This window comes from Novosphingobium olei (assembly GCF_037076535.1).
Taxonomy (GTDB): Bacteria; Pseudomonadota; Alphaproteobacteria; order Sphingomonadales; family Sphingomonadaceae; genus Novosphingobium; species Novosphingobium olei.
Window position 1 is genome coordinate 2295006 of record NZ_AP029021.1, and the last position, 24624, is coordinate 2319629.

Sequence of the window (24624 nt, forward strand, 5' to 3'; positions counted from 1 at the left end):
TGAACGTGTCCCAATCAGCGTCCCAAGAAACCTCCAAAGCCACGTCGATGTTTTCGGGCGAGCTTGTCCTGCCCGCCATCGGCGACGCCTTCCGCAAGCTGAACCCGCGCGAGCTGGTCAGGAACCCGGTGCTGTTCACCACCGCCGTGGTCGCCGCGCTGCTCAGCGTGCTCTTGTTCGTCGGCGGCAGCGGCCTTTCGCTCGGCTTCCAGCTCCAGCTGATTGTCTGGCTCTGGCTGACGGTTCTGTTTGGCACTTTTGCCGAAGCGCTGGCCGAAGGACGTGGCCGCGCCCAGGCCGCATCGCTGCGCGCCACCAAGTCCGATCTCGTCGCCCGCCTCCCCTCGGGCGAACAGGTGCCCGCCGCAACGCTGCGCCGGGGCGATACCGTGGTGGTCGAAACCGGAGACCTGATCCCGGCGGACGGCGAAGTCATCGAAGGCGTTGCCAGCGTCAACGAAGCGGCGATCACCGGCGAAAGCGCGCCCGTGATCCGCGAAGCCGGCGGCGATCGCAGCGCCGTGACGGCCGGCACCCGCGTCATTTCCGACCGCATCGTCGTGCGGGTAACGCAAGAGCCGGGGCAAGGCTTCCTCGACCGCATGATCGCCCTTGTCGAAGGCGCGCAGCGGCAGAAGACGCCGAACGAGATCGCGCTCACCATCCTGCTCGTGGGGCTGACGCTGATCTTCCTGATCGCGGTCGGCACGATCCCAGCCTTTGCCAACTATGCCGGTGGCCGCATCCCCGTGGCCGTGCTGGCCGCGCTGCTGATCACGCTGATCCCGACGACGATCGCGGCCCTGCTGTCGGCCATCGGCATCGCCGGCATGGACCGCCTGGTGCGCTTCAACGTCCTCGCCAAGTCCGGCCGCGCGGTCGAGGCGGCGGGCGATGTCGATGTCCTGCTGCTCGACAAGACCGGCACGATCACCATCGGCGATCGTCAGGCCAGCGCCTTTCGCCCGCTGTCCGGCGTCATGCCCGAAACGCTCGCCGAAGCCGCCCTGCTGGCCAGCCTTGCCGACGAAACGCCCGAGGGCCGCTCGATCGTGCGCCTTGCGGGCGAACTGCACGGACTTGTCCGCCAGGGCGTGCCGGACGGCGCCGAAGTGATCCCCTTCACCGCGCAGACCCGCATCTCCGGCCTCGCCCACAACGGACGCCTTGTGCAGAAGGGCGCGGTCGATGCGATCCTGCGCGCCAACCCGCAGGGCGAACGCAGTGCGACCGCCGCCGAACTGCGCCAGATTGCCGAAACCATCGCCCGCGCCGGACAGACCCCGCTGGCGGTCGCATCGGACGGCGTGCTGCTGGGTGTCGTCGCCTTGAAGGACGTGATCAAGGCCGGTGTGCGCGAACGCTTTGCCGAACTGCGCCGCATGGGGATCCGCACGGTGATGATCACCGGCGACAACCCGCTGACCGCCGCCGCCATCGCCGCCGAAGCCGGCGTCGACGATTTCCTCGCCGAAGCGACGCCAGAGGACAAGCTCGCGCTGATCCGCCGTGAACAGCAAGGCGGCAAGCTGGTGGCGATGTGTGGCGATGGCACCAACGATGCCCCCGCGCTCGCGCAGGCCGACGTCGGCGTCGCGATGAACACCGGCACCCAGGCCGCGCGCGAAGCGGGCAACATGGTCGATCTGGACAGCGACCCCACCAAGCTGATCGAGATCGTCGGCCTCGGTAAGCAGTTGCTGATGACGCGCGGCGCGCTGACCACGTTCTCGATCGCCAACGATGTCGCCAAGTACTTCGCGATCATCCCGGCGATGTTCATCGTGCTCTACCCGCAGCTGGGCGTGCTCAACGTGATGCGGCTGGCCAGCCCACAGAGCGCGATCCTTTCGGCGATCATGTTCAATGCGCTGATCATCCCCGTGCTGGTGCCGCTCGCGCTCAAGGGCGTGCGCTACCGCCCGATGGACGCCGGCTCGCTGCTTGCCCGCAACCTTGCCGTCTACGGCCTTGGCGGCCTCGTCGCCCCGTTCATCGGCATCAAGGCGATCGACCTCGTCGTCGCCGCGCTCCACCTCGCCTGAAGGATCGCTTCCATGCTCAAGGAATTCGTCGCCAGCCTTCGTCCGGCACTGGTCATGACCGGCCTTTTTGCAGGGCTGCTCGGCCTTGCCTATCCCGCCGCGATCACCGCCGTGGCGCAAGTCGCCATGCCACAGCAAGCCAATGGCAGCCTGATCGTGGAGCGTGGCAAGGTCGTCGGCTCGCACCTCATCGGGCAGCAGTTCGCCGCGCCCGGCTACTTCCACGGTCGCCCCTCGGCCGCCGGCAATGGCTACGATGCGGCGGCCTCGTCCGGCTCCAACCTGGGCCCCGCCTCGCAGGCGCTGCACGACCGTGTGCGCGATGCGCTCAAGTCCATCCCATCCTCACCGGGTTCCCTCGTTCCACCTGACCTGGTGACCACTTCCGCCTCGGGGCTCGACCCCCATGTAAGCCCCGAGGCGGCCTTTCTTCAGGTGAGCCGCGTCGCCAAGGCCCGCGGCCTACCAGAGGCGCGCGTCCGCACGCTGGTGCAGGACCATGTCGAAGGCCCGCTGCTCGGCCTTCTGGGCGAACCGCGCGTCAATGTGCTAGAACTCAACATCGCGCTCGACGCGATGGCCGCTTCGGGGGCAAACGGACCGACGTGAGCCCTGCCCGCCCCGATCCAGACGCCCTGTTGCGCGCCGCCGCGCGCGCCAGCACCGGCCGCCTCAAGGTTTTCCTCGGGGCGGCTCCGGGCGTGGGCAAGACGTACGAGATGTTGAGCGACGCCGCCGCCCGCCGCGCGGGTGGGCTGGACGTCGTCGTCGGGGTCGTCGAAACCCATGGCCGTAGCGAAACCCAGGCGCAGCTTGTCGGGTTCGAGATCATGCCCCGCGCGCGCATCGCGCATCGTGGCCAGCCGCTCGAGGAGATGGACCTCGACGCCATCCTCGCCCGCCACCCGGCGCTGGTGCTGGTGGACGAATTCGCGCACACCAACGCGCCGGGCAGCCGGCACGACAAGCGCTGGCAGGATGTCGAGGAACTGCTCGCCGCCGGGATCGACGTCTGGACAACGCTGAACATCCAGCACGTCGAAAGCCTCAACGATGTCGTCGCCTCGTTCACTCATGTCCGGGTGCGCGAAACGGTGCCCGACCGCCTGCTCGACAATGCCGAGATCGAAGTTGTCGACCTGCCCCCTGACGAGCTCATCACCCGGCTCAAGGCAGGCAAGGTCTACGTCCCCCACGAAGCGGCGCGGGCGCTCGATCACTTCTTCTCGAAATCGAACCTTTCCGCCCTGCGCGAACTTGCGCTGCGCCGCGCGGCGCAGGCGGTCGATGCGCAGATGCTCGACGATCTGCGCGCATCGGCCACCGGGGGATCGTGGGCGGTGGGCGAACGCCTGCTTGTCGCGGTCGGCGCCAACCCGGTGGCGAGCGAAGTCGTGCGGGCGGGCAAGCGGCTGGCCGATGCGTTGCGTGCGCCTTGGACGGCTGTCCACATCGAAACCACGGGCGAGCGCAGCGGCCCCGCCGCCGCCCATCTGGCGCAGGCGATGCAGCTTGCCACCCAGCTCGGCGGGCAAGTGCTGACGCTGTCCGGGCCAAGCGTGGTCGATGGCCTGGCCGATGCGGCGGCGGACACGCGCGCCACCCTGCTCGTGATCGGCCGCCCGCAGCCGCGCCGCTGGCCCTGGCAGCGCCGGCTCCACGCCCGCCCATTGGCCCGCCGCCTGCCGGGGCTTTCGCTTCACCTTGTCCAGACCAGCCATGCCGAGGCGGCGGGGCACGGCCTGCGCCCGCCCATGCCGGGCATCCCGGCAGGCCTCGTGCCCTCGTTCCTCGCCACTGCGCTGGTCACCGCGCTCGGCCAGGCGATCTTCGCGCGGGGCAACAACATCACCAACGTGGGCCTGCTCTACCTGCTGCCGGTGCTGTTTGCCGCGACCCGCTATGGGCTTGCCACCGGCATCCTCACCGGCCTTGTCGCCTCGCTCGCCTACAACTTCTGCTTCATCCCGCCGACCGGCACCTTCACCATCGCCGATCCGCAGAACATCATTACCGTGGGCGTCCTGCTGCTCGTCGCCGCCGTGGCCAGTCAGCTCGCCGCCCGACTGCGCGCGCAGGCCCTGCTCGCGGCCCGCAGCGCGCGCCAGAGCGCGGCGCTCGCTGGCTTTGCCCGCACGCTGACCGGCATGGCCCGGCCCGAAGCGCTGGGCGACGTGCTTTGCGCCGAAGCCGCGCGCCTGCTCGATGTGCGCGCGGTGCTGCTGCTGGGCTCGGCCGACGACCTGTCGATCCTCGCCACGACCGCGCCCGAAACCCCGCTCGCCGCACTCGATCTCGCCGCCGCGCGCTGGAGCGTGGACAAGGGCCAACCCGCCGGACGCGGGTCGAGCACGCTGACCGCCTGCGAATGGCTGTTCACCCCGCTGATGGCCGGCGGGGCCACGCTCGGCACGCTGGGCGTGGCGCGCGGCGATGGCGCCCTGCCCGTCCGCTCCGACCAGCTTCCCCTGCTCGGCAGCCTGGTCGATCAGGCCGCGCTCGCGCTGCAGCGCATCCGGCTCGAACAGGAAGCCGCCGACGTGCGCACGCTCGAAGAGCGTGACCGCCTGCGCGCCGCGCTGCTTTCCTCGGTCAGCCACGATCTGCGCACCCCGCTGACTGCCGTGCTCGGCTCGTTGCGCACGCTGGAGCCGCGCGATGACGAACAGCGCGAACTGCTCGGCGTCGCCCGGGCAGAGGCCGACCGGCTGCAGCGCTTCGTCGCCAACCTGCTCGACATGGTGCGGATCGAAGCCGGCGCTATCGCGCTGTCGATCGAGCCGGTGGACCTTGCCGAAGCCGTGGCCAGCGCCGTGCACGACCTGCGCCGCGCGCTGGGCACGCAGCCCCTGCGCATCGACATCGCGCCAGACCTGCCGCTTGCGCTGGTCGATCCGCGCCTATTCCATCATTGCCTGATCAACCTGATCGAAAACGCCGCGCGCCATGGTGGCGAAGGCCCGATCGCCATCGTTGCCGCGCGCCGGGGCGACGGGCTGGACCTGATGGTCATCGACGCCGGCCCCGGCCTTCCCCCCGGTAGCGAAGCACGCGTGTTCGAAACCTTCACCCGCCTCGAAGGCTCAGACCGCAAGGGCGGCACCGGCCTTGGCCTCGCCATCGTGCGCGGTTTCTGCAAGGCAATGCAGCTCGATGCGATCGCCGCCAACCGGAACGACGGGCCGGGTGCATGCTTTACCATCCGCTTCCCGCCTGACCGCCTGCGCCAACCGAGCGAACCCGAATGACCCTGCGCCTCAAGATCCTCGTCATCGATGACGAACCCGCCATCCGCCGCCTGCTGCGCGGCAGCCTTGGCCACGAAGGCTACGATGTGATCGAGGCGGGCGATGCGCGCGCCGGGCTGGCCGCCATGTCGATCGACAAGCCCGATGCGGTGCTGCTCGATCTCGGCCTGCCTGATCGTGACGGCATGGAGCTGGTGCCGCTGGTCAAGTCGGCGGGCGCGGCGCTGCTCGTCGTCTCGGCGCGCGACACCACGGAGGAAAAGGTCGCCGCGCTCGATCTCGGCGCCGACGATTACGTGACCAAGCCGTTCGATACCCACGAAGTCCTCGCCCGCATCCGCGCCGCGCTGCGGGCCCGACGCCAGCAGGGCAGCGAGGACAGCATCGTCGGCTTCGGCGAAGTCGAGGTCGATCTCGCCGCCCGCCGGATCACCCGCCGGGGCGAAGAGGTGCACCTCACCCCCAAGGAATACGGCTTTCTTGCCGAACTGTGCCGCCATCCCGGCCGCGTCGTCTCGCACGCCCAGCTGCTGCGCGCCGTGTGGGGCCAGGGCCATGAAAACGACGTCGAATACTTGCGCGTCGCGGCGCGCGGGGTGCGGCGCAAGCTTGAAGACGTCGATGTCGAACGCAGCGCCATCCGCAACGAACCCGGCGTCGGCTACCGCCTGATCGCGTGATCCGCAGGGCCAGAGCGCCCAGCAAACTTCGCCATTCGCACGATTGTCCTTGTATGGCGCCCGATCGTCCCTACATAGGCGAGGCTACCAGTCGCACACTGACGGTTTTTCGGCGCTTCGCGGCTGCTGCGTTTCCCTCAATCCCTGCCCCTTGCAGCTAGAGGCTCCCGCCTTTCGGAGAGCCGTTTTTGAAAGGATACGCACATGGCTATCACCGGAACCGTCAAGTTCTTCAACGTCGACAAGGGCTATGGCTTCATCGCGCCTGAAACCGGCGGCCAGGACGCTTTCGTCCACGCCACCGCCGTCGAGCGCGCCGGCCTGCGCACGCTGAACCAGAACCAGCGCGTGAGCTACGATCTCGAAACCGACCAGCGCGGCAAGACCAGCGCGGTCAACCTGCAGTCGGTCGACTGATCCGGCTGCCGGGCGTTCCTGCAAAGGATCGTCCGGCGCCAGTCGCAGCCGGCCTTCGCGTCGGCAGCGGCGTCACCAAACGGCAAAGGGCCACCCCCGGCGGATCAAGCCAGGGGTGGCCCTTTCGTTTTGCCTTATCTGTAGCGTACTTCGTCATGGCGCAGGAACGCGAACCTCTTCACCGCGCCTTCGATGATCGCTTTCTTGAATACCACGCGCGCCGCATCGGCGCCCTCGATCGTCAGGCAGACGAGATGCGTGCCGCCCGAACGCAGCGGCTCGATCGCGCTGATGCGGATGTCCTTGCGCTTGCACTGGTCGATGATGTCCTGCTCGGGCAGGGCGAGATTTATCGCGCGTGTCGCCATGTGATGCTCCATCGTCTCGTCACGAGGCCCGACCGGCGGCCGCCCCGTCCTTCTGGCGCAGGCGCTGGCCCGGACGGCCCCGCCCACAGCGCTCACCGGGTACGGTGACGCAACGCAGGGCCCCGGCATTGCCGGACCTCCCGCGAATTTCTCCGCGCGGCGCATGCCGCCAGCGCGGTCAGCGCGCCCAACGGCTGCGCTCTACCTGCGGGCGCCGCGCGGCGTCGCGGTGGATCATTTTCAGAACCTTGATCAGACCCCAGCGAGAAGCCATCGCCACCCGTTCGGGCGCTTCGCCAAGTTCGCCCTGCGGCGTCGTCATAAACGTCTGCGCTGCGCGCGGTCCGCCAAGCAGCTCGAAAGCTAGGTGGAAGGCCTGCCCACGGCGCAATACGGCGGGATTGCGATAATGCAGTTGATAATGCCGCCGCTCTGCTCTCCGCGGCAGCACGCTCAAGACATGTCGCCGACCGGCATGCCGCACCATTCGGGATAGGCCGACGCCCCCAGATGGTGACGCAGGCGATCAATGCGGACCTGGTAGTGCCGCACGAGATCGAAGCGCGATCCACATCCCGCCTCGTTCGACCCGGAAGCGCGCAGAACCGCGACCTGATGCTGGAAAAGGAGGTGATTGAGGTCCACGGCAGCTCTCCGATTTTGCGGGAGCGCGTTGGTCTCTCAGCCGCCTGGTGCATGTTCATGCAGGCGATGTCCATCAGATAGGGATGAATTGCGACTTTTGCAAGTCAGCCCCGGTGCCCAGCTTCATCTCGCCTGCCCTGCCCGGCCTTCCACCATTGCCTCCATCGTGAGGCTAAATGAAAAAAGTGCAACGTCGGGAAAGGCTTGCGTCACCACGCATTGATCCTCCAAGTCCCCTTGCCGGGGCAGGGAGCCGGTGATGAAACTGCCAGACTGGACGACCGCGGAATGGCTGGTCGCCCTGCTGATTGCGGGCTTGATCGCCATTGTTGCCGTGCTGGGCTTGGTGGTGCTGTTAGCCATCGTCTGACGCCTGGCGCCGGTGGCGCGTCGGACAACCCGCCTCATCCCTGGGCGCGAAGTCTCAGTTCCGCCAGCACGGCGCGAAACGCTGGCGAAAGGTTGTGCCGGTCGGGATAATAAAGGTGGTGCCCGGCAAAGGGCTCGCACCAGTCATCAAGCACCCGGACCAGCCGCCCGCTGGCAAGGTGTTCGTGCAGCGGCGCATCTTCCAGCACGCAGGTCAGCCCATGCCCCGCGATCGCCGCCTTCACCGCCATTGCGCTGTCGTTCAGCACCAGCGGCCCCTCGACCCTCACGCTCAGCGACTGGCCATTTTTCTCGAATTCCCAGGCATACAGCGTGCCGCGCGTGGCCATTCGCAGATTGATGCATCGGTGTTCCAACAGATCGCGCGGCACAACAGGCGTTCCGTGGCGCTCCAGATACGATGGCGCACCCACGACCGCGAGCCGCAGATCGGGTCCGATACGTACGCCGATCATGTCCTTTTCCACGCTTTCGCCGAGGCGCACACCGGCATCGAAGCGGTCGGCGACGATGTTGGTCAGCGCGCCGTCGATCGACAGCTCGACCTCGATCTCGGGATAGCGCGCAACGACCGCGTCTATCGCGGGCCACAGTATGGTTTCGGCGGCATGGCGACTGGTGGTGATGCGGACCAGCCCTGCGGGTGCACTGCGAAAGTGGCTCAACCTGGCAAGCCGCTCGCGGATGTCGCCCAGCGCGGGACGCAAGGTTTCGAGCAATTGTTCGCCCGCCTCGGTCGGCGCGACGGAGCGGGTCGTGCGAGCGAGCAACTTGATGCCGAGATTTTCCTCGAGGCGGCGCACCGCCTGGCTCACCGCCGACTGCGACGTGCCGAGCCTCGCCGCCGCCCGCGTGAAGTTGCGTTCCTCAGCCACGGCCAGAAGAATTGCCAGGTCGCCGAGTTCATCCCGCGCCATTGATTAGATTCCAGTATTGGTTCGTGCAGAAATCCGCGTCTAATCGAACAGATGCGCAAGGTCTATCTCCAGCAGGCACAGCAGGAGATCCCACATGGAAATGCGCAAGCTCGGCACGCTTGACGTATCGGCGATGGGCTTCGGGACGATGAGCTTCACCGGCATCTATGGTGCCGCGCCGGACCGGTCCGAGGCCATCGGCGTGATCAGGGGCGCGTTCGAAGACGGCGTCACCTTGTTCGACACGGCCGAAGCCTATGGCCCATTCACCAACGAGGAACTCGTCGGCGAGGCGCTGGCCCCCGTTCGCGATCAGGTGGTGATTGCCAGCAAGTTCGGCTGGAACATCGATCCCGTAACGGGAGAACGACGCGCCGGCCTGAACAGCCAGCCGGCGCATATCGTTCAATCGGTCGATGGCATGCTCAAGCGGCTGCGGGTCGATACGATCGACCTGCTCTACCAGCATCGCGTCGATCCGGCGGTTCCGATCGAGGAAGTTGCCGGCACGGTGCGTGACCTGATTGCCGCGGGCAAGGTGCGACACTTCGGGCTGTCGGAAGCTTCCGCCGACACTATCCGGCGCGCCCATGCGGTCCAGCCGGTGACGGCGGTGCAGAGCGAATATTCGCTGTGGACGCGCGATCCCGAAGACGAGGTCCTTCCCCTGTGCGCCAGCGAAGGAATCGGGTTCGTGCCCTGGAGCCCGCTCGGCGCGGGGTTTCTCACGGGCACCATCGACGCGACGACGCCCATCGCTGCGCAAGACTTCCGTTCGGCTTCGCCCCGCTTCACCGAGCAGGCCCGGCAAGCCAATCGCGCGCTGCTCGACGTGATCGAAGCCATCGCCGCTTCGCTTCAGGCCACGCCTGCGCAAGTCGCGCTCGCCTGGCTGCTCGCCCGCGCACCATTCATCGTGCCCATCCCCGGCTCGCGGCGGCTTGACCGGGTGCGAGAGAACAACCGCGCGACCACCCTTCGAATTCCGCCGGCAGACCTTGCCCGTCTTGACGACGTTCTCTCCTCCATCGCGATCGAGGGCGCCCGTCTGCCCGAGACCGTGCTGCGGTATTCCTACCTTTGAAAGGCAGAGCAGATGACCAGTGAAGTGATTGTAGTGATCGGGGCTGGCGGGATCGGCGAAGCGGTCGCCCGCCGGCAGGGCGTCGGGCGCACCGTACTGCTGGCCGACATCAACTCGGGCGTGCTTTCCGCAGCCGCGACCCGCCTGCAGGAAGCGGGCTACACGGTCGAGACGACCTTGGTCGACACAACGTCGCGTCCGTCGGTCACCGCGCTCGCACAGCGTGCGGCAGACCTCGGCGCGGTTGTGAACCTCGTCAACACGGCCGGTGTATCGCCCAACATGGCTCCTCCGGCGCGCGTGCTGGAGGTCGATCTCTACGGCACCGCGCTAGTGTTCGAGGTGTTCGAACAGGTGATCGCCCGCGGCGGTGCCGCGCTCGTCGTGTCCAGCATGGCAGGCCACATGATCCCGCAGCTTCCGGCGGAACAGGAAAAGGCGCTCGCGTTCACGCCGGCCGATGACCTGCTCACGCTCGACTTCCTGTCGCCGGCTGCCGTACCGGATTCGATGGCTGCCTATTGCCTCGCCAAGCGGGCCAACACGCTGCGGGTGCGCGGCGCCTCGATCGCGTGGGGCAACCGTGGCGCGAGGATCAACGCCATCTCGCCGGGAATCGTGGTCACGCCGCTTGCCCTGCACGAACTCGCCTCGCCCATCGGCGATGGCTACCGCGCCATGATCACAGCCTCGCCGGCCAAGCGCATGGCGCCACCTGATGAAATCGCGGCGGCCTGCGCGTGGCTGCTCGGCCCCGAAGCCGGGTTCGTGACCGGCAGCGACCTGCTGATCGATGGCGGCGTGATCGCTGCCATGTTCGCCGGCAAGATCGGCCTGCCCGGCTGAATTTTCGAAGTGAGGAAATGATGATGCAACACCGCAATCTCGGCCAATCCGGCCTTTCCGTCTCCGCCCTCGGCTATGGCTGCATGGGCATCGACTTCGGCTACAACAGCAAGCTTTCGCGTGAGGAAGGCATTGCGATCATCCGCGCCGCGTTCGAACGTGGCGTCACCTTTTTCGACACCGCCGAGGTCTATGGCCCGTGGACCAACGAAGACATGGTCGGCGAAGCGCTGGAACCGTTCAAGGGCGAAGTCGTGATCGCGACCAAGTTCGGCTTCGACATCGATCCGGACAGCCGCACGATGCGCGCGGTCGACAGCCGCCCCGAACAGATCCGCAAGGTCTGCGAAGCATCGCTCAAGCGCCTGCGGGTCGAAAGCCTCGACCTGTTCTACCAGCACCGGGTCGATCCCAAGGTGCCGATCGAGGACGTGGCGGGCACGGTGCGCGACCTCATCGCCGAAGGCAAAGTGAAGCACTTCGGCATGTCCGAGCCTGGTGCCGCCACGCTGCGCCGCGCCCATGCGGTGCAGCCGGTCTCGGCCCTCCAGAACGAATATTCGCTGTGGAGCCGCCAGGTCGAAACCAACGGCATCCTCGATGCGTGCGACGAACTGGGCATCGGTCTCGTGCCCTACTCCCCGCTCGGCAAGGGTTTCCTTGCCGGAGGCATCACCAGCGCCGACCAGGTGGCCAAGGGTGATTTCCGTGGAACGCTGCCGCGCTTCCAGCAGGACGCCTTTGCCAAGAACCTCGAACTGCTCGATCTGGTGAAGTCCATCGCGGCCGATCACGCGGCAACCCCGGCGCAGGTGGCGCTGGCCTGGCTGCTGGCGAAAGCGCCCTTCATCGTGCCCATTCCCGGCACCACCAAGCTGCACCGGCTCGAAGAGAACCTCGGCGCGGCGAATCTTGCCTTCGCGCCGGAAGAACTTGCGCGGATCGACGCGCTGCTCGCCACCGTGGCGGTTGAAGGCGGCCGCTACACCCCCGCCGGCGAAGCGATGACCGGGTTGTAAAGACGCCGGAGCTCAGCAAACATCCTGAAGTCGGGAGGGAAGTGGTATACAAGGACTGCGGATCGCCCGTGCGTGGGCGGGAGCGGTGAGCCTTGCGGTGGGGCTGTGTGCCGAACCGGCGCACGCCGCCGACACCACCATCCGGATCTCCAAGCCGGCCGAGTTGCGCGGGATTCCCTTGCGCAACGCGCCGGTGGAGGACACCGAAATCTGGGACAGCTGGCAAGGCCGGACGATCGTGCGCAACGTGGTGCGGCCGACGGTTACCCCCGTGCTTCCCACCCGCGAGAAGCAGACCGGCATCGCCGTGGTGGTCATTCCGGGCGGCGGTCACTGCGATCGGCTGACCGGCTCCCTCTGTTCCGGAGCCTGGTTGCCAGCCAGCCGCCGCTCCAGAGCCGACAGTCTCCGGGCCTGAAACTCGGTCTCGCTCATCTCCATCGCTTCGGCAAAAGCCGAAAGGCGGGCGACGAGCCGGCGCCATAGCGGTGGCTGCGTCGGTTTTTCGCTTTCCTGGGTCATTGGCCGTATCCCGATTGATGATGGACGGTGGATGCTGGGCGCGCTCAGCGCGCCACTTCGACCCTTGCGGTCACGGACAGGCCCGGACGCAACATGGCAACCGCCTTCTGTCCCTGCTCCAGCGAGATCCGCACCGGCACGCGCTGGACGATCTTCGTGAAATTGCCGGTGCCCGGTTCGAACGGCAGCAGCGCGAAGCTGGATGCGGTGCCGGGAGCAAGGCTTTCTATCCTGCCGCGCAGCTGGGTATCGCCCAGCGCGTCCACCTTCACGGTCACTGCCTGGCCGGGATGCATTCTCTCGGTTTGCGTCTCCTTGTAGTTGGCGACCACATAGACTTCGCTCTGCGGCACCAGGCCGAGGAGGTACGTGCCGGGCTGGACATAGTCGCCGACCCGCACCTTCTTGTTGCCAACCACGCCATCGATCGGAGCGCGGATAAAGGTGTAGCCGCTATCCTGCCGAGCAAGCGTCACCGCGGCTTGCGCGCGCGCCCGCGCCGACAGGGCCTGTTGCAAGGCCGCCTCCAGCTCGGGGCGGCGAGCCGAGGCCAGCGCCACCTCGCGTTGCTTCACGATGATGTCGGACCGTGCCTGTTCAGCGGAACTTTGCGCTCCGATGGCGGTCGACTGGGCCGCCTCGATATCGCGGGCAGCAATCGCCCCGCTCTGCGCAAGCGCCTCGTTGCGGCGCCGATCCGACAGTGCACGCCCTTCCTCGGCGCTGGCGGCCTTCAGCGCGCTTTGGCTGGCAGATACCCGTGCTTGGGCGAGCGACACCGAGACCGACTGGCTCGACAGGGCGGCCTTGGCGGCTGCGACGTTGGCATCCGCCTGTGCAAGTTCGGCAAGGGCCGACTCGAGCCGCGCGTCGAATTCCCTGCCCTCGATGACGACCAGGGGATCGCCCGCCTTCACCTGCTGGTTGTCACGCACCAGAACCTTGGCGACGAAGCCACGGATCCGCGGGGCAATCGTGGTGGTGTCTGCCGCGACATAGGCGTTGTCGGTCGTCTCTGCAGCGGGACTGGCCGTAAGCCAGATGATGCCGCCCGTCGCGACCACAGCCGCAACCCCTGCAACCAGCAATGCGCGAGGGAAACGCTTCTTGCCCACCCCTGCCGAATTGCCGTCGTCGGCCGTCAAAGTTTCGTCTGCCATCGAAGTCTCATGACCCTGCTTGTAAATATGACGTTCATCAGATATATGATGGTCAACATATTTACAAGCAGGTTCGTTGCCGATGTCCTCCCTCCCTCAGCGTCTCGCGGGCTTAAGCCAGGATTGGTCGCACGATCCCTCGGCCATGCCGACCGCGCGCAAGTTCACGCTTTTCGGCATCATGGCCTTCGGTCAGTTCATGGCGTTGTTCGACATCCAGATCGTCGCGGGCTCGCTGCGCGACATTCAGGCGGGGCTGTCGGCCGGTCCGGACGAGATCAGCTGGGTGCAGACCGCCTACCTGATGGCCGAGCTGGTGATGATCCCGTTGTCGGGATACCTGGCAAGAGCGATGTCGACGCGCTGGCTGTTCGCCTTCTCGTCGGGAATGTTCACGCTTTCGAGCCTGCTGTGCGGGTTCGCCTGGAACATCGAATCGATGATCGCCTTCCGCACGATCCAGGGCTTCACCGGCGGCGCGATGGTGCCGCTCGCCTTCGCGGTCGGCTTCACCATCTTTTCGGGTCCGCAACGGGCACTGATCCCGGCGATCCTCGGTACCACGGCGGTGCTCGGCCCCGCGCTGGGGCCCACGGCGGGAGGTCTGATTTCGGACGCACTCAGCTGGCATTGGCTGTTCTTCGTCAATGTCCTGCCCGGTATCGCGATCACCATCGCGGCGATCATCCTGATCCGCGTCGACCGCGCCGCGCCTGCGCTGTTCCTCACCATCGACTGGTTGCACTTCTTCTCGATGGCCCTGTTCCTCGGCGGGCTCCAATTCGTGCTGGAGGAAGGGCCGCGCCATGACTGGTTCGGCGATACGACGATCCAGATCGCGGCCTGGCTCTCCTTCGTGGGCTTCGTCGTGTTCCTCGAACGCGCGCTGTTTTCGCCCAACCCGGTGGTCTCGCTGAAGCCCCTTCTCGCACCGAACTTCGCCTTTGCCTGCCTGTTCAGCCTGGTCATCGGCTTTGGCCTGTTCGCTTCGATCTATCTCGTGCCGATTTACCTGGGCCGGGTGCGCGGGTTCAGCTCGCTGCAGATCGGGCTCACCGTCTACGTCGTCGGCATTGCCCAGCTCGTGTCGACATTCATCGCCGCAAGTCTCAGCCAGCGGGTCGACATGCGCTGGATGATCACCGTCGGCTTGCTGCTGTTCGCGTGGAGCAACTGGATCACCTCGCACCTGACGAGCGAGTGGGGCTTCTGGGAAATGTTCTGGCCGCAGGCGGTGCGCGGGCTCTCGCTGATGCTGTGCATCGTGCCAAGCGTGAACATGGCGCTCGCCGGAGTTGCGCCCAAGGATCTCGGCGCGGCATCCGGGCTGTTCAACCTGATGCGCAATCTGGGTGGCGCGATCGGCATCGCCACGGTCAACACCTGGCTGCAGGACAACACCCGGATCGCCGCGCTGCGCTTTGGCGAAACGCTTGGCCAAGCGCGGCAGGAAGCCGGCACCGCGCTCGATGGGCTGGCGGCCCGCTTTTCCGCCACTACCCCCGATCCCGTCATCGCGCAGGAAATGGCGCGGAGCGAATTCGCCCAGGTAGTCGGGCGGCAGGCCCTCACGATGGCCTTCGACAATGTCTTTCTGACCATCTGCTGGATGTTTCTGGCAGCGCTCGTGCTGGTGCCGTTCTGTCGTCAGTCCGGCGCCGCTCCCGCCGACACTTCAGCCGCACATTGAAGGGCTACGAGGACAAAATGGCTTTTTCCAAACTCGCACTCCTGCTCACAGCCACGGCCACGATCGGCGCTTTCTCGCCGGTCGAGGCGAGGCCGTTGCGCGCCCGGCCTGCGTCGGACGTTCCGGCGGTGCACACGCAGGCTGAAACTGCCGGCTGGTGGCGGGCCTTTGGCGACCCTGTGCTTGACCGGATCGTCGCAACGGTGCTCGACCAGAATCTCGATCTGCAGGCTGCATCGGCCCGTATAACGCAGGCCCGCGCGATGGCACGTTACGCGCGCGCCAACATGCTGCCGTCTGCCAATCTGTCGGCCAGCGCCCAGCGCGTCAGCCAATCGCTCGAAAGCCCGATCGGCGCGGCAGGGTCAGCGCTGGGCCTGCCGCGATCCTTCGATCTGTATCAGGCCGGGGCCGAGGCATCGTGGGAGATCGATCTGTTCGGTCGTCTTGGCCGCGAACGCCACGCCGCGTTGTCCGATCTCGATGCTGCCACCCATGATGCCGCCTCGATGCGTCTCAGTCTCGCAGCGGAGGCTGCGACCGCCTACGTGGATCTGCGCCGTCTGCAGGCAAGTCTCGCCATTGCCGAGTCCCAGGTGGCGAACGCCGAGAAAGCCGTCGAACTGGTCCGCCTGAAAGTCGATCAAGGCTTTGTCCCCGCTCGCGCGCTCGACCAGGCTTTGGCTCTCAGGGACGAAGCCCGGGCCGCATTGCCCGGTCTTCGCGCCGCCGTCGCTGCGGATGCCGACCGCATCGATGTGCTGATGGGCCGCAATGCCGGAGCAGCGCGCACGGAACTTGCCGGCGGCGTGGGCGAGCTTGCCGCGATCCCGGAAACGATCGATCCCGGTACCGCCATCGTTCCGGCCGATCTGATGCGTCGCCGGCCTGACGTGGTCGCGGCCGAGCGGCGCATGATCGCCGCCGATGATCGCGTCGCGGTCGCACTCGGGGAGTATTATCCGCGGATTTCGCTGGGCGGATTGCTGGGGGTGGTGACGCTGGGCGTGTCCAAGATGTTCACCGGGGATTCGGTACAGGCCGCGGGCGGCGCTTCCCTGCGCTGGCGCCTGTTCGATTTCAGCCGCGTCGATTCCGAAGTGGCTCTGGCGCGCGGCCGTCACGCCGAGGCTCTCGCCCGGTATCGCGGCGCGCTGGTACAGGCGACCGCGGATGTCGAAACCGCGCTCACCGGCCTTGGCGAGGCGCGCCTGGCGCTTGCCACCCGCCAGCAACAGGTCGAAGCCTTGTCCGCAGCGCGCGATCGAATCAACGCGGCCTATCGCAAGGGCGACGTGGCGCTTCTTGATGTGCTCGAGGCGGATCAGCATGTGCTGTCTGCAACGCAGCAACTTGCCCTGGCTCGCGCCCAGGCTGCACAGGCCTCGATCTTTGCAGTGCGCGCGCTGGGCGGCGGATTTGAACAGCGAGACAACGACCATGGCTAACAAGAGTGCGCACAAGGCGAAGATGCGTGACACGATCGTCAGGGAGGCGTCCTTCGCGCTTCGCTCCAAGGGGCTGAATGGGGTCAGCGTTGCCGAGCTGATGCAGCGCGCCGGGCTCACGCATGGCGGCTTCTATGCCTACTACAAGAATCGCGACGAGCTGGTGGCAGAAGCGATTGCCGAAATGTTTTCGGGCACAGGACGGATGCTCGACGCGTCGCTTGCCGGCAGCCCTCCGAAAGAGGGCCTCGCAGCGCTGCTCGACTTCTACTTGTCCGAGGCAAACGTGCGCAACATCGAGAAAGGGTGCGCCATCCCCGCGCTCTCGAGCGAGGCGAGCCGCATGCCGCTTGCCGCGCGCCGCACCTTCGAGGAGGGCGTGCAGATGTTCCAGACCCGGCTTGCGGCGGCGCTCAGGGATGCCGGCTGTGCCGAAGAGGAATCCCTGGCCCGCTCGGTGCTGGCGGAAATGGTCGGCGCGCTGACCCTCGCCCGCACGATGCAGGACCACACCGCCGCCGTCGCTTTCGTCGATTCCGCGCGCGCCGATCTCAAGAAGCGCCTCGGGCTCACCTGACACAGAGCCGCCCGCCCGCTCCAATATGGAGGACCAAGCCGATGACTACCGCCCCGGACACCCGCGATATGAGCGGCCTTGCCCTGCTTCAGTCTTTCCTGGCCGCCGGAACGCGTCCTCCCATGATCGAGCACATGGACTTCGCGCTGGTCGAGATCGAACCCGGCCGCGCCGTTTTCGAGGGAGAGCCCAAGGCGACGATGCTCAATCCGATGGGATCGGTCCACGGCGGCTATGCAGCGACAATTCTGGACACCGCCTGCGGCTGTGCGGTGCATGCCCACCTTGCCGCGGGCCAGAGCTTTACGACGCTGGAACTCAAGGTCTCCTACCTGCGTGGACTGTCCGCGCAATCCGGCCGGGTCCGCGCCGAGGGACGCACGATTTCGATCGGCAAGCGTGTAGCCTTCGCCGAGGCGACCCTGACCGATGACCAGGGCCGGATATGTGCCACGGCGACCTCGACGCTGATGGTGTTCGGGACCACCTGATCCATCGTATCACGCGGGGGACCGCATCGCCCGCCTCCCGAAGGATGGCGTTGCGGCACCGCAAAAGCCGGCCGCTTCGATCAAGCTTTCAGCGCGAACATGGCGGGCATTGACTATTCCCGATAACCCGCGCAATAGCCCGCCTTCCGGGGATCCGGGCGGTTAGCTCAGTTGGTAGAGCATCTCGTTTACACCGAGAGGGTCGGCGGTTCGAGCCCGTCACCGCCCACCACGCGCCGATGGCGCATTTCCGCGCCGGCGCTGCTCAGCATGACCTCCGCGACCTTGCCCCGCTCCGACAAACCGCCCTCAGCAACCCGGCGTACTACACCACCAGCGCGGCCGAAGCGGCCGGTGTCGCGATCTCCACGAAATAGCGCGCGATCGCGTCGGCCGCCTTTTCGGTCAGGGTGATGAACGCGCGGCGCCGGTCGGTTTCGTCCTCAAGCCGCTGCAGCAGCCCGGCCTCGGTCATCTGGCCGATCCAGCGCAGTGCGGTGGTGGGCGGCACGCCCGAAGCGATGCACAGCGAAGTGACCGACACCCGCGTGTGTTCTTCGCGCGCGGCGGTCAGGTCGAGCAGCATGTCCCAGGCGGGATCGGCGAACAGGTCGGGCGGCAGGAACCGCGCACGCGCCTGGCGGTGGCGGATGATCCGGCGCACCAGCCGCGGATCGGGCATCGGCGGGCGCGGCGGGCGCACCAGCCGGTCGCCCGAACGGTCGGCACCACGATCAAGCGCCCGCTCGCCCGACCGATCGATCTGCTCGTCGCCCAGATCGTTGCTGGCCGTGCCGTCGAAACGGAAGGCCGAGGCATCGGGCGAAAGCACGTTCTGCCCGGAAGACAGCGCCTCCAGCTTCTGCGCGATCTGCGTCACCTGGTCGGTCAGCCGCAGCAGCGACAGCCGGTCTTCCTCCGACAGTTCGCGCACCCGCGATCCGCTGCGCGCCATCACCTGCCCCAGTGCGATCATCCGCTCGGCACGGCTCGGCGAAACGAGGATCTGCGCATCCGACTGGTCAAGGCAGCCGAACACGTCGTCGAGCGAGCCCATGCTGGTCGATACCACCAGCGCCGCGCCCGTCCGCGCCGCATCCCTGTCCAGCCGGGCCAGCGCCGCCAGTTGCGCCGCTTCGGCCATCGGGCAATCCACCAGCACCAGTTCGGCCGATGCGATCACGCCTGCTTCGGGCCCGTTGTCCCCGCGCCCCAGCACCACGTCGAGCGATCCGGTCTGCGCCACGCGCAAGCCAGCCGCCGCCGCATCTTCCGCCATTTCGGCGCGAAGATAGCCTCGGTCGGCGAAGATCGAGACTGCCAGGGCACCGCCTCTCCGTTCGGCGCCGCCAGAGCCGCCGGGCCGATGATCGAACGGTGCGGCCGATTGCCCCATTAACTCAGTGCCTCCGTAACATTCCTGAGCGAACAACACGGGAACGACAGCGGGCGTTCAATCGGCAATGCTTCCAGAATGGATCAAGGTCGAATCTCGATCGGGGTGCCATCGGCCACCAGACCCCAGATTTCCTCTATTTCTTCGTTGCTTAAGGCAATGCAGCCGTCCGTCCAGTCGCCTTTTATACGTGTCATTCCGTAGCCGTTTGGTTGGCCATGAATAAAGATCAGGCCCCCTGCGCTTCGGCCCGCCGATCGCGCCCGCGCCACATCGTCCGAATCGGGATAGGAAATGTGCAGCGACAGGTGGTAGGCGCTGCCCGGATTGCCCCAGTCGATCACATAGCGCCCCTCGGGTGTGCGCCGATCGCCCTCGAAGCGCTTGGCCCCCACGGGCGCACCGCCGAGCGCGATGCCGGTATAGACGCGCAAGGGGACGCCGCTTTCGTCGAACAGCGTCAGCCGCCGCGCCGCCTTTTCGACCAGCACCGAGGCGGCAACGGGGCCATCCTCCTCGGCCGAGGCTTGTGGCACATCGCCCGCCGCCATGGCCGGCGAAGGCACGGCGAACAGCAGCAGCGCCGCCATCGCTCCGGTCCGGAACGGGCGGCGCAGTGCCATGTCAGTCGACGAAGGGATCGCGCACGAGGATGGTGTCCTCGCGCTCGGGGCTGGTCGAAACCAGCGCGACCGGCGTTTCGATCAGTTCCTGCACGCGCTGGATGTACTTGATCGCCTGTGCCGGCAGGTCGGCCCACGAACGCGCCCCGGCGGTAGTGCCCTGCCAGCCGTCCATTTCCTCGTAGATCGGCTCGACCGCGGCCTGGTCGGCGGCGTGGCTCGGGAAGTAGTCGAGCACCTTTCCGCGCAGGCGGTAGCCGGTGCAGATCTTCACCTTGTCGAACCCGTCGAGCACGTCGAGCTTGGTAAGCGCAATGCCGGTCACGCCCGAAATCGCGCACGATTGGCGCGTCAGCACCGCATCGAACCAGCCGCAGCGGCGCTTGCGCCCGGTCACGGTGCCGAATTCGTGGCCGCGTTCGCCAAGGCGCTGGCCGGTTTCGTCCTCCAGCTCGGTCGGGAACGGGCCTGACCCCACGCGGGTGGTATAGGCCTTGACGATGCCCAGCACGAAGCCGGTGGCGTTGGGGCCGAGCCCCGAACCCGATGCCGCCGTGCCCGATACCGTGTTCGAGCTGGTGACGAACGGATAGGTGCCGTGGTCGACATCGAGCAGCACGCCCTGCGCGCCTTCGAACAGGATGCGCGCACCCGCCTTGCGCACCTTGTTCAGCCGCTTCCACACCGGCTGGGCGAACTGCAGCACGAACGGCGCGATCTCGGCCAGCTCGGCCAGCAGCGCCGCGCGGTCGACCGGCGGCTGGCCAAAGCCCGCGCGCAGCGCATCGTGGTGGGCGCACAGGCGGTCGAGCTGGCTGTCCAGCGCATCGAGGTGCGCCAGGTCGCACACGCGGATCGCGCGGCGACCGACCTTGTCCTCGTAAGCCGGCCCGATTCCGCGCCCGGTCGTGCCGATCTTGCCCGAACCCGCCGCCTGTTCGCGCAACCCGTCCAGATCGCGGTGCAGCGGCAGGATCAGCGGGCAGTTGTCGGCAATGGCGAAGTTTTCGGTGGTGATCGTCACGCCCTGGGCGGTGAGCTTGTCGAACTCGGCCTTCAGCGCCCAGGGATCGAGCACCACGCCGTTGCCGATGATCGACAGCGTGCCGGTGACGATGCCCGAAGGCAGCAGGCTCAGCTTGTAGACCTGTTCGCCCACCACCAGCGTGTGGCCGGCATTGTGGCCGCCCTGGAAGCGGACCACGGCGTCGGCGCGGCTTGCCAGCCAGTCGACGATCTTGCCCTTGCCCTCATCGCCCCACTGGGCGCCGATCACGGTAACGCTGGCCATGAATATACTCCTCCACCCTGCCAAGGTGGATCCAGAAACGCCCTTCGACAGGTCTCGGCGTAGCGGACGGGATAAAGGGCACGCGAAGCGGCGCACCCGATGTGCGGTGCGCGCCCTAGGGTGGCATGGCGAGAGGGTCAAGGGGGCAGTGGCGCCCGGCGGCTTCGCGGCGCACTGACAGACAGCAAGATTGTGCAAAAAGCCGCGCGACCCTGGCTAAAGCCCTGCGCCGCCCTTGCCTCTATCTCTGCCCCCAAGAGAACGCCGGAGTTGTCCGGCCCGACATGGGGAGGATTGCATGAAGAAGACCCTTTCGCGCGCTCTGCTGCTGGCCAGCGCGCTCAGCCCGTTGCCCGCCCTGGCGCAGGAAGCCACCGATGCCGCCGATGAAGGCGTGATCGTCGTCACCGCACAGCGCCGCGAACAGTCGCTGCTCGACGTGCCGATCGCGATCTCGGCCGTGGGTGGAGACAGCCTTGCGTCCAAGGGCATCACCAATTCGGCCAACCTGCAATCGGCGGTGCCCAACCTGCAGATCAGCAGCCCCTATGGCTCGACCCAGCCGAACTTCTCGCTTCGCGGCATTTCGGTCGCCAACGAATACAACTCGAACCAGGCTTCGCCCGTCGGCGTCTATCTCGATGACGTCTACCTCGCCAACCGCACCGCGCACGGCATGGGCCTGTTCGATCTCGATCGCGTCGAAGTGCTGCGCGGCCCCCAGGGCACGCTGTTCGGCCGCAACACCACCGGCGGCGCGATCAACTTCATCACTCGCACCCCCTCGCTCTCGGGCAACGAAGGCTATGGCGAAGTCGGCTATGGCCGCTTCAACACCTGGACCGCGCAGGCCGCGCTCGAAACCACGCTGGTCGAAGACCACGTCGGCCTGCGCCTTGCCGGCAACCTCGTCAACGGCGATGGCCAGATGAAGAACGTCGCCCCCGGCGCGCGCGATCCCTACGCGCAGGACACGCTGCAGGGCCGCGCCATGCTGCGCATCAAGCCCGGCGACGGCGCGCTGGATATCAAGCTCAAGGCCTATGGCGGGCGCGACCGTGGCACCGGCACCGCCGTCCACGGCTTCCTGCCTTCGCGCGCCGGGCTCGGCTTCTTCGAAACCAACGAAAACCGCATCGGCCGCGCCAACACCGACGCCTGGGGCGTTTCGGCCAACATCGCCTATGAAATCAGCGACAAGCTGACCTTCACCTCGATCACCTCGCGCGATGGCGGCAAGCAGGATCTCGACCAGGCGGCCGACGGCAGCCCGCTCGACATCCTGCAGATCCGCTGGAAGTCGGACTACGACCAGTTCAGCGAAGAAGCGCGCTTCAACTACAGCGGCAACGGCCTCTCGCTCGTCGCCGGCGCGTTCTATGGCTGGGACCGCGTCGTCACCGACAACCGCTTCGCCATCGGCAGTGCCCTCGCTCCCGGCGTCGACGGCGGCTTCTTCCAGCACTACAATCAGCGCCGCTCGTCCACCGCGCTGTTCGCGCAAGGGGACGTCGAACTCGCCCGCTCGCTCACCCTCACCCTCGGCGCGCGCTACACCTGGGACCGCGCGACCTACAAGGACGGCTACGCCTACCTTTACGCCGGTGGCTTTGACGGACCCGACACCCCGCTCGCCACCACGGTGCCTTGCGCAACCCCGCCCGGCACCTGCGCCTACGATCCCGCCGCACGCTTCAACCTCAAGGGGCAGAACAACGCGCTCACCGGTCGTGTCGCGCTGTCCTACAAAACCGATGGCGGCGCGCTGGTCTATGCGAGCTACAACCGCGGCTACCGCTCGGGCGCGTTCAACGGCGGCGGCTACACCTCGTCGGTGGGCATCACCTACATCAATCCCGAAAAGGTCAACGCCTTCGAACTGGGCGCCAAGGGCCGCATCGCGGGCATGCTCACGCTGTCGGGCGCGGCATTCTACTATGATTACAAGAACCAGCAGGTGCAGGACACCCGCCCCGGCCCGGTCTCGTTCCTGGTCAACGCGCCCAAGTCCGAAGTCTATGGCGGTGAAATCGAAGCCAGCGCCAAGGTTTCGCCCATGCTCAGCCTCAACGCTTCGCTGGGCTACCTCCACGCCCGCTACAAGCAGTTGACGCTGCAGAACACCGTGCTCGATGGCAACCGCCTGCCCTTCGCGCCGACCTGGACGATCCAGGCCGGGGCCGACATCACGCCCTACGACGGCCGCGCGGGCAAGCTCACCATCTCGCCCAGCGTCGCCTACTTCTCGAAGCAGTACTTCTCGCCGTTCAACGCGGTGAACGCCACCGGCTCTGCCCAGAACAACGCCGAACTGGCGCAGGACGGCTATGCCAAGGTGAATGTCACCGCCGCGTTCAAGACCGGGCGCTTCACCGTGAAGGGCTACGTCAACAACCTCTTCAACGCGCGCACCTATGTCTACGGGCTCGATCTGCGCGGGGCGGGCTTCCCCTACAACTTCCTCGTGCCTGCCCTGCCGCGCACCTTCGGCGGCTCGGTCCGGGTCGATTTCTGATGTCTCTCCCCATCGAAGCCGACCTGTCGACCGACCTTCGGGACCCCGCGCTTTACGAAGCCGGGGTCCCGTGGGACCTCTTCGCGGCTCTGCGCCGCGAAGATCCGGTCCACTGGAACCCGGAAAGCGACGGGGCCGGCTTCTGGGCGCTGACCCGCCACGCCGATATCGTCACGGTGTCGAAGAACCCGGGCCTGTTCTCCTCGGCCTATGAAAACGGCGGCCACCGCATCTTCAACGAAAACGAGGTGGGACTGACCGGCGCGGGCGAAAGCGCGATCGGCATCCCCTTCATCTCGCGCGATCCGCCCACCCACACGCAATACCGCAAGCACATCATGCCCGCCGTCTCGCCCGCCCGCCTCGGCGATATCGAGGCGCGCATCCGCGAACGCGCCACCCGGCTGATCGACGCGATCCCGCTGGGCGAACAGATCGATCTGGTGCCCCTGCTCTCGGCCCCGCTGCCGCTGCTCACGCTGTGCGAGCTGCTCGGCCTCTCGCCCGACATGTGGGACAAGCTCTACCACTGGACCAACGCCTTCGTCGGCGAGGACGACCCCGAGTTCCGCCAGAGCCCAGAAGCCATGGCGGCGACCTTCGAGGAATTCGGAGCCTTCGCCGCCGACCTGTTCGAAGCCCGCCGTGCCGCGCCGGGCCACGACATCGCCACCTTGCTGGCGACGATGGAGGTGGGCGGCGAGCCGGCGAGCTTTCGCGATTTCCTCGGCAACATGATCCTCGTGCTGGTCGGCGCGAACGAGACCACGCGCAATTCGCTGTCGCATTCGGTCCGCGCCTTCAGCGACAACCCCGACCAGTGGCAGGCCCTGCGCAACGATCGCAGCCTGCTCAAGACCGCCGCGCCCGAAATGGTCCGCTGGGCCAGCCCCGTGCTGCACATGCGCCGCACCGCGACTGCGGACACCGAGCTTGGCGGCAAGGCCATCGCCAGGGGCGACAAGGTGGTGCTGTGGTATGCCGCCGCCAACCGCGATGAAGACGTGTTCGACCACGCCGACCGCTTCGACATCGCCCGCACCAGGAACCCGCACCTCGGCTTCGGCTTCGGCCAGCATGTCTGCGTGGGGTCCCGCCTCGCCGAAATGCAGCTGCGCGTCGCGTTTGACATCCTGGCGGATCGGGTGAAATCCTTCGATGTCACCGGCCCGTCGCGGCGCTTCCGCTCGAACTTCCTCAACGGGCTGAAGAACCTCGACGTCGTGCTCACCCCCGGCTGAAGCCCGGCGGC

23 protein-coding genes and 1 tRNA gene are annotated in these 24624 nt (G+C 67.0%); 16 read left to right on the forward strand and 8 right to left on the reverse strand.

Annotated elements, in window-relative coordinates; translation table 11 throughout:
* The first annotated feature begins 47 nt into the window (after nt 1-47).
* The 5 genes from kdpB to AACH40_RS10840 all read left to right on the forward strand — a co-directional run bounded on the left by kdpB (nt 48) and on the right by AACH40_RS10840 (nt 6390).
* Nucleotides 48-2045, forward strand: coding sequence for a potassium-transporting ATPase subunit KdpB (gene kdpB / locus AACH40_RS10820; RefSeq protein WP_338642419.1), 1998 nt, complete (start codon nt 48-50; stop codon nt 2043-2045).
* A gap of 12 nt (nt 2046-2057) precedes the next feature.
* The gene (kdpC, locus tag AACH40_RS10825; protein WP_338642420.1) at nt 2058-2654 is read left to right on the forward strand and encodes a potassium-transporting ATPase subunit KdpC; all 597 of its coding nucleotides are present in this window, start codon (nt 2058-2060) and stop codon (nt 2652-2654) included.
* Entirely contained in the window at nt 2651-5293 is a 2643-nt protein-coding gene (locus tag AACH40_RS10830) for a sensor histidine kinase KdpD (RefSeq protein WP_338642421.1), read from the forward strand. The genes kdpC and AACH40_RS10830 overlap by 4 nt, the downstream gene beginning before the upstream one ends.
* Entirely contained in the window at nt 5290-5973 is a 684-nt protein-coding gene (locus AACH40_RS10835) for a response regulator transcription factor (RefSeq protein WP_338642422.1), read from the forward strand. The genes AACH40_RS10830 and AACH40_RS10835 overlap by 4 nt, the downstream gene beginning before the upstream one ends.
* 204 nt (nt 5974-6177) lie before the next feature.
* Nucleotides 6178-6390 (forward strand): cold-shock protein, encoded by a 213-nt coding sequence (locus AACH40_RS10840; protein WP_169493132.1) that lies wholly within the window; start codon nt 6178-6180, stop codon nt 6388-6390.
* 134 nt (nt 6391-6524) lie between these two features.
* Here the strand turns inward: AACH40_RS10840 and AACH40_RS10845 are convergent, their stop codons facing one another.
* The 4 genes from AACH40_RS10845 to AACH40_RS10860 all read right to left on the reverse strand — a co-directional run bounded on the left by AACH40_RS10845 (nt 6525) and on the right by AACH40_RS10860 (nt 8710).
* A complete protein-coding gene (locus AACH40_RS10845) occupies nt 6525-6758 on the reverse strand; it encodes a hypothetical protein (protein ID WP_169493133.1) in 234 nt (77 codons plus the stop codon).
* 178 nt (nt 6759-6936) lie between these two features.
* On the reverse strand, nt 6937-7080 hold the full coding sequence (locus AACH40_RS10850; RefSeq protein WP_338642424.1) for a hypothetical protein: 144 nt from the start codon (nt 7078-7080) through the stop codon (nt 6937-6939).
* A gap of 131 nt (nt 7081-7211) precedes the next feature.
* A complete protein-coding gene (locus AACH40_RS10855; RefSeq protein ID WP_338642425.1) occupies nt 7212-7403 on the reverse strand; it encodes a hypothetical protein in 192 nt (63 codons plus the stop codon).
* Nucleotides 7404-7807: 404 nt separating this feature from the next.
* The gene (locus tag AACH40_RS10860) at nt 7808-8710 is read right to left on the reverse strand and encodes a LysR family transcriptional regulator (RefSeq protein ID WP_338642426.1); all 903 of its coding nucleotides are present in this window, start codon (nt 8708-8710) and stop codon (nt 7808-7810) included.
* Between the two features lie 94 nt (nt 8711-8804).
* Between AACH40_RS10860 and AACH40_RS10865 the strand changes: the two genes are divergently transcribed.
* The 4 genes from AACH40_RS10865 (at nt 8805) to AACH40_RS10880 (ending at nt 12077) form a co-directional block, all read left to right on the forward strand.
* Complete coding sequence (locus AACH40_RS10865) at nt 8805-9794, forward strand: aldo/keto reductase (protein WP_338642427.1); 990 nt, start codon at nt 8805-8807, stop codon at nt 9792-9794.
* A 12-nt stretch (nt 9795-9806) separates the two neighbouring features.
* Entirely contained in the window at nt 9807-10640 is an 834-nt protein-coding gene (locus AACH40_RS10870; protein ID WP_338642428.1) for an SDR family oxidoreductase, read from the forward strand.
* A 23-nt stretch (nt 10641-10663) separates the two neighbouring features.
* The gene (locus AACH40_RS10875; protein ID WP_338646044.1) at nt 10664-11659 is read left to right on the forward strand and encodes an aldo/keto reductase; all 996 of its coding nucleotides are present in this window, start codon (nt 10664-10666) and stop codon (nt 11657-11659) included.
* Nucleotides 11660-11744: 85 nt separating this feature from the next.
* Nucleotides 11745-12077: a hypothetical protein gene (locus tag AACH40_RS10880; RefSeq protein WP_338642429.1), complete on the forward strand. Its 333-nt coding sequence runs from the start codon at nt 11745-11747 to the stop codon at nt 12075-12077.
* A gap of 148 nt (nt 12078-12225) precedes the next feature.
* On the opposite strand, the gene AACH40_RS10885 is transcribed toward AACH40_RS10880, so the two are convergent.
* Nucleotides 12226-13341, reverse strand: a complete 1116-nt coding sequence (locus tag AACH40_RS10885) for an HlyD family secretion protein (RefSeq protein ID WP_338642430.1) — start codon at nt 13339-13341, stop codon at nt 12226-12228.
* Nucleotides 13342-13423: 82 nt separating this feature from the next.
* Here AACH40_RS10885 and AACH40_RS10890 point away from each other — a divergent pair, with 82 nt between their 5' ends.
* From AACH40_RS10890 to AACH40_RS10910, 5 genes are all read left to right on the forward strand, one after another.
* Complete coding sequence (locus tag AACH40_RS10890; RefSeq protein ID WP_338642431.1) at nt 13424-15031, forward strand: DHA2 family efflux MFS transporter permease subunit; 1608 nt, start codon at nt 13424-13426, stop codon at nt 15029-15031.
* Nucleotides 15032-15048: 17 nt separating this feature from the next.
* Nucleotides 15049-16479 (forward strand): efflux transporter outer membrane subunit, encoded by a 1431-nt coding sequence (locus AACH40_RS10895; protein ID WP_338642432.1) that lies wholly within the window; start codon nt 15049-15051, stop codon nt 16477-16479.
* Entirely contained in the window at nt 16472-17056 is a 585-nt protein-coding gene (locus tag AACH40_RS10900; protein ID WP_338642433.1) for a TetR/AcrR family transcriptional regulator, read from the forward strand. Before AACH40_RS10895 ends, AACH40_RS10900 begins: the two co-directional genes overlap by 8 nt.
* A gap of 41 nt (nt 17057-17097) precedes the next feature.
* Nucleotides 17098-17547 carry a PaaI family thioesterase gene (locus AACH40_RS10905; protein WP_338642434.1) on the forward strand — a complete coding sequence of 150 codons (450 nt, stop codon included), beginning with the start codon at nt 17098-17100 and terminating at the stop codon, nt 17545-17547.
* A gap of 156 nt (nt 17548-17703) precedes the next feature.
* Nucleotides 17704-17779, forward strand: a tRNA-Val gene (locus tag AACH40_RS10910).
* Between the two features lie 93 nt (nt 17780-17872).
* Here the strand turns inward: AACH40_RS10910 and AACH40_RS10915 are convergent.
* The 3 genes from AACH40_RS10915 to AACH40_RS10925 form a co-directional block, all read right to left on the reverse strand.
* Complete coding sequence (locus AACH40_RS10915; protein ID WP_338642435.1) at nt 17873-18943, reverse strand: winged helix DNA-binding protein; 1071 nt, start codon at nt 18941-18943, stop codon at nt 17873-17875.
* A gap of 83 nt (nt 18944-19026) precedes the next feature.
* Entirely contained in the window at nt 19027-19566 is a 540-nt protein-coding gene (locus AACH40_RS10920) for a L,D-transpeptidase family protein (protein ID WP_422394846.1), read from the reverse strand.
* A gap of 1 nt (nt 19567) precedes the next feature.
* A complete protein-coding gene (locus tag AACH40_RS10925) occupies nt 19568-20857 on the reverse strand; it encodes an adenylosuccinate synthase (protein ID WP_169493146.1) in 1290 nt (429 codons plus the stop codon).
* A 298-nt stretch (nt 20858-21155) separates the two neighbouring features.
* Here AACH40_RS10925 and AACH40_RS10930 point away from each other — a divergent pair, with 298 nt between their 5' ends.
* Together AACH40_RS10930 and AACH40_RS10935 are read left to right on the forward strand one after the other, a co-directional pair.
* On the forward strand, nt 21156-23372 hold the full coding sequence (locus AACH40_RS10930; protein WP_338642436.1) for a TonB-dependent receptor: 2217 nt from the start codon (nt 21156-21158) through the stop codon (nt 23370-23372).
* Nucleotides 23372-24613, forward strand: coding sequence for a cytochrome P450 (locus AACH40_RS10935; RefSeq protein WP_338642437.1), 1242 nt, complete (start codon nt 23372-23374; stop codon nt 24611-24613). Before AACH40_RS10930 ends, AACH40_RS10935 begins: the two co-directional genes overlap by 1 nt.
* The last annotated feature ends 11 nt before the right edge of the window (nt 24614-24624 follow it).

Coding starts and splice junctions, on each gene's coding strand:
- AACH40_RS10850 (WP_338642424.1), bottom strand. CDS start 7,080: ATGACGACGCCGCAGGGCGAACTTGGCGAAGCGCCCGAACGGGTGGCG.
- AACH40_RS10905 (WP_338642434.1), top strand. CDS start 17,098: ATGACTACCGCCCCGGACACCCGCGATATGAGCGGCCTTGCCCTGCTT.
- AACH40_RS10870 (WP_338642428.1), top strand. CDS start 9,807: ATGACCAGTGAAGTGATTGTAGTGATCGGGGCTGGCGGGATCGGCGAA.
- AACH40_RS10875 (WP_338646044.1), top strand. CDS start 10,664: ATGCAACACCGCAATCTCGGCCAATCCGGCCTTTCCGTCTCCGCCCTC.
- AACH40_RS10845 (WP_169493133.1), bottom strand. CDS start 6,758: ATGGCGACACGCGCGATAAATCTCGCCCTGCCCGAGCAGGACATCATC.
- AACH40_RS10930 (WP_338642436.1), top strand. CDS start 21,156: ATGAAGAAGACCCTTTCGCGCGCTCTGCTGCTGGCCAGCGCGCTCAGC.
- kdpB (WP_338642419.1), top strand. CDS start 48: ATGTTTTCGGGCGAGCTTGTCCTGCCCGCCATCGGCGACGCCTTCCGC.
- AACH40_RS10935 (WP_338642437.1), top strand. CDS start 23,372: ATGTCTCTCCCCATCGAAGCCGACCTGTCGACCGACCTTCGGGACCCC.
- AACH40_RS10890 (WP_338642431.1), top strand. CDS start 13,424: ATGTCCTCCCTCCCTCAGCGTCTCGCGGGCTTAAGCCAGGATTGGTCG.
- kdpC (WP_338642420.1), top strand. CDS start 2,058: ATGCTCAAGGAATTCGTCGCCAGCCTTCGTCCGGCACTGGTCATGACC.
- AACH40_RS10920 (WP_422394846.1), bottom strand. CDS start 19,566: ATGGCACTGCGCCGCCCGTTCCGGACCGGAGCGATGGCGGCGCTGCTG.
- AACH40_RS10885 (WP_338642430.1), bottom strand. CDS start 13,341: ATGGCAGACGAAACTTTGACGGCCGACGACGGCAATTCGGCAGGGGTG.
- AACH40_RS10840 (WP_169493132.1), top strand. CDS start 6,178: ATGGCTATCACCGGAACCGTCAAGTTCTTCAACGTCGACAAGGGCTAT.
- AACH40_RS10900 (WP_338642433.1), top strand. CDS start 16,472: ATGGCTAACAAGAGTGCGCACAAGGCGAAGATGCGTGACACGATCGTC.
- AACH40_RS10865 (WP_338642427.1), top strand. CDS start 8,805: ATGGAAATGCGCAAGCTCGGCACGCTTGACGTATCGGCGATGGGCTTC.
- AACH40_RS10835 (WP_338642422.1), top strand. CDS start 5,290: ATGACCCTGCGCCTCAAGATCCTCGTCATCGATGACGAACCCGCCATC.
- AACH40_RS10925 (WP_169493146.1), bottom strand. CDS start 20,857: ATGGCCAGCGTTACCGTGATCGGCGCCCAGTGGGGCGATGAGGGCAAG.
- AACH40_RS10895 (WP_338642432.1), top strand. CDS start 15,049: ATGGCTTTTTCCAAACTCGCACTCCTGCTCACAGCCACGGCCACGATC.
- AACH40_RS10860 (WP_338642426.1), bottom strand. CDS start 8,710: ATGGCGCGGGATGAACTCGGCGACCTGGCAATTCTTCTGGCCGTGGCT.
- AACH40_RS10915 (WP_338642435.1), bottom strand. CDS start 18,943: ATGGGGCAATCGGCCGCACCGTTCGATCATCGGCCCGGCGGCTCTGGC.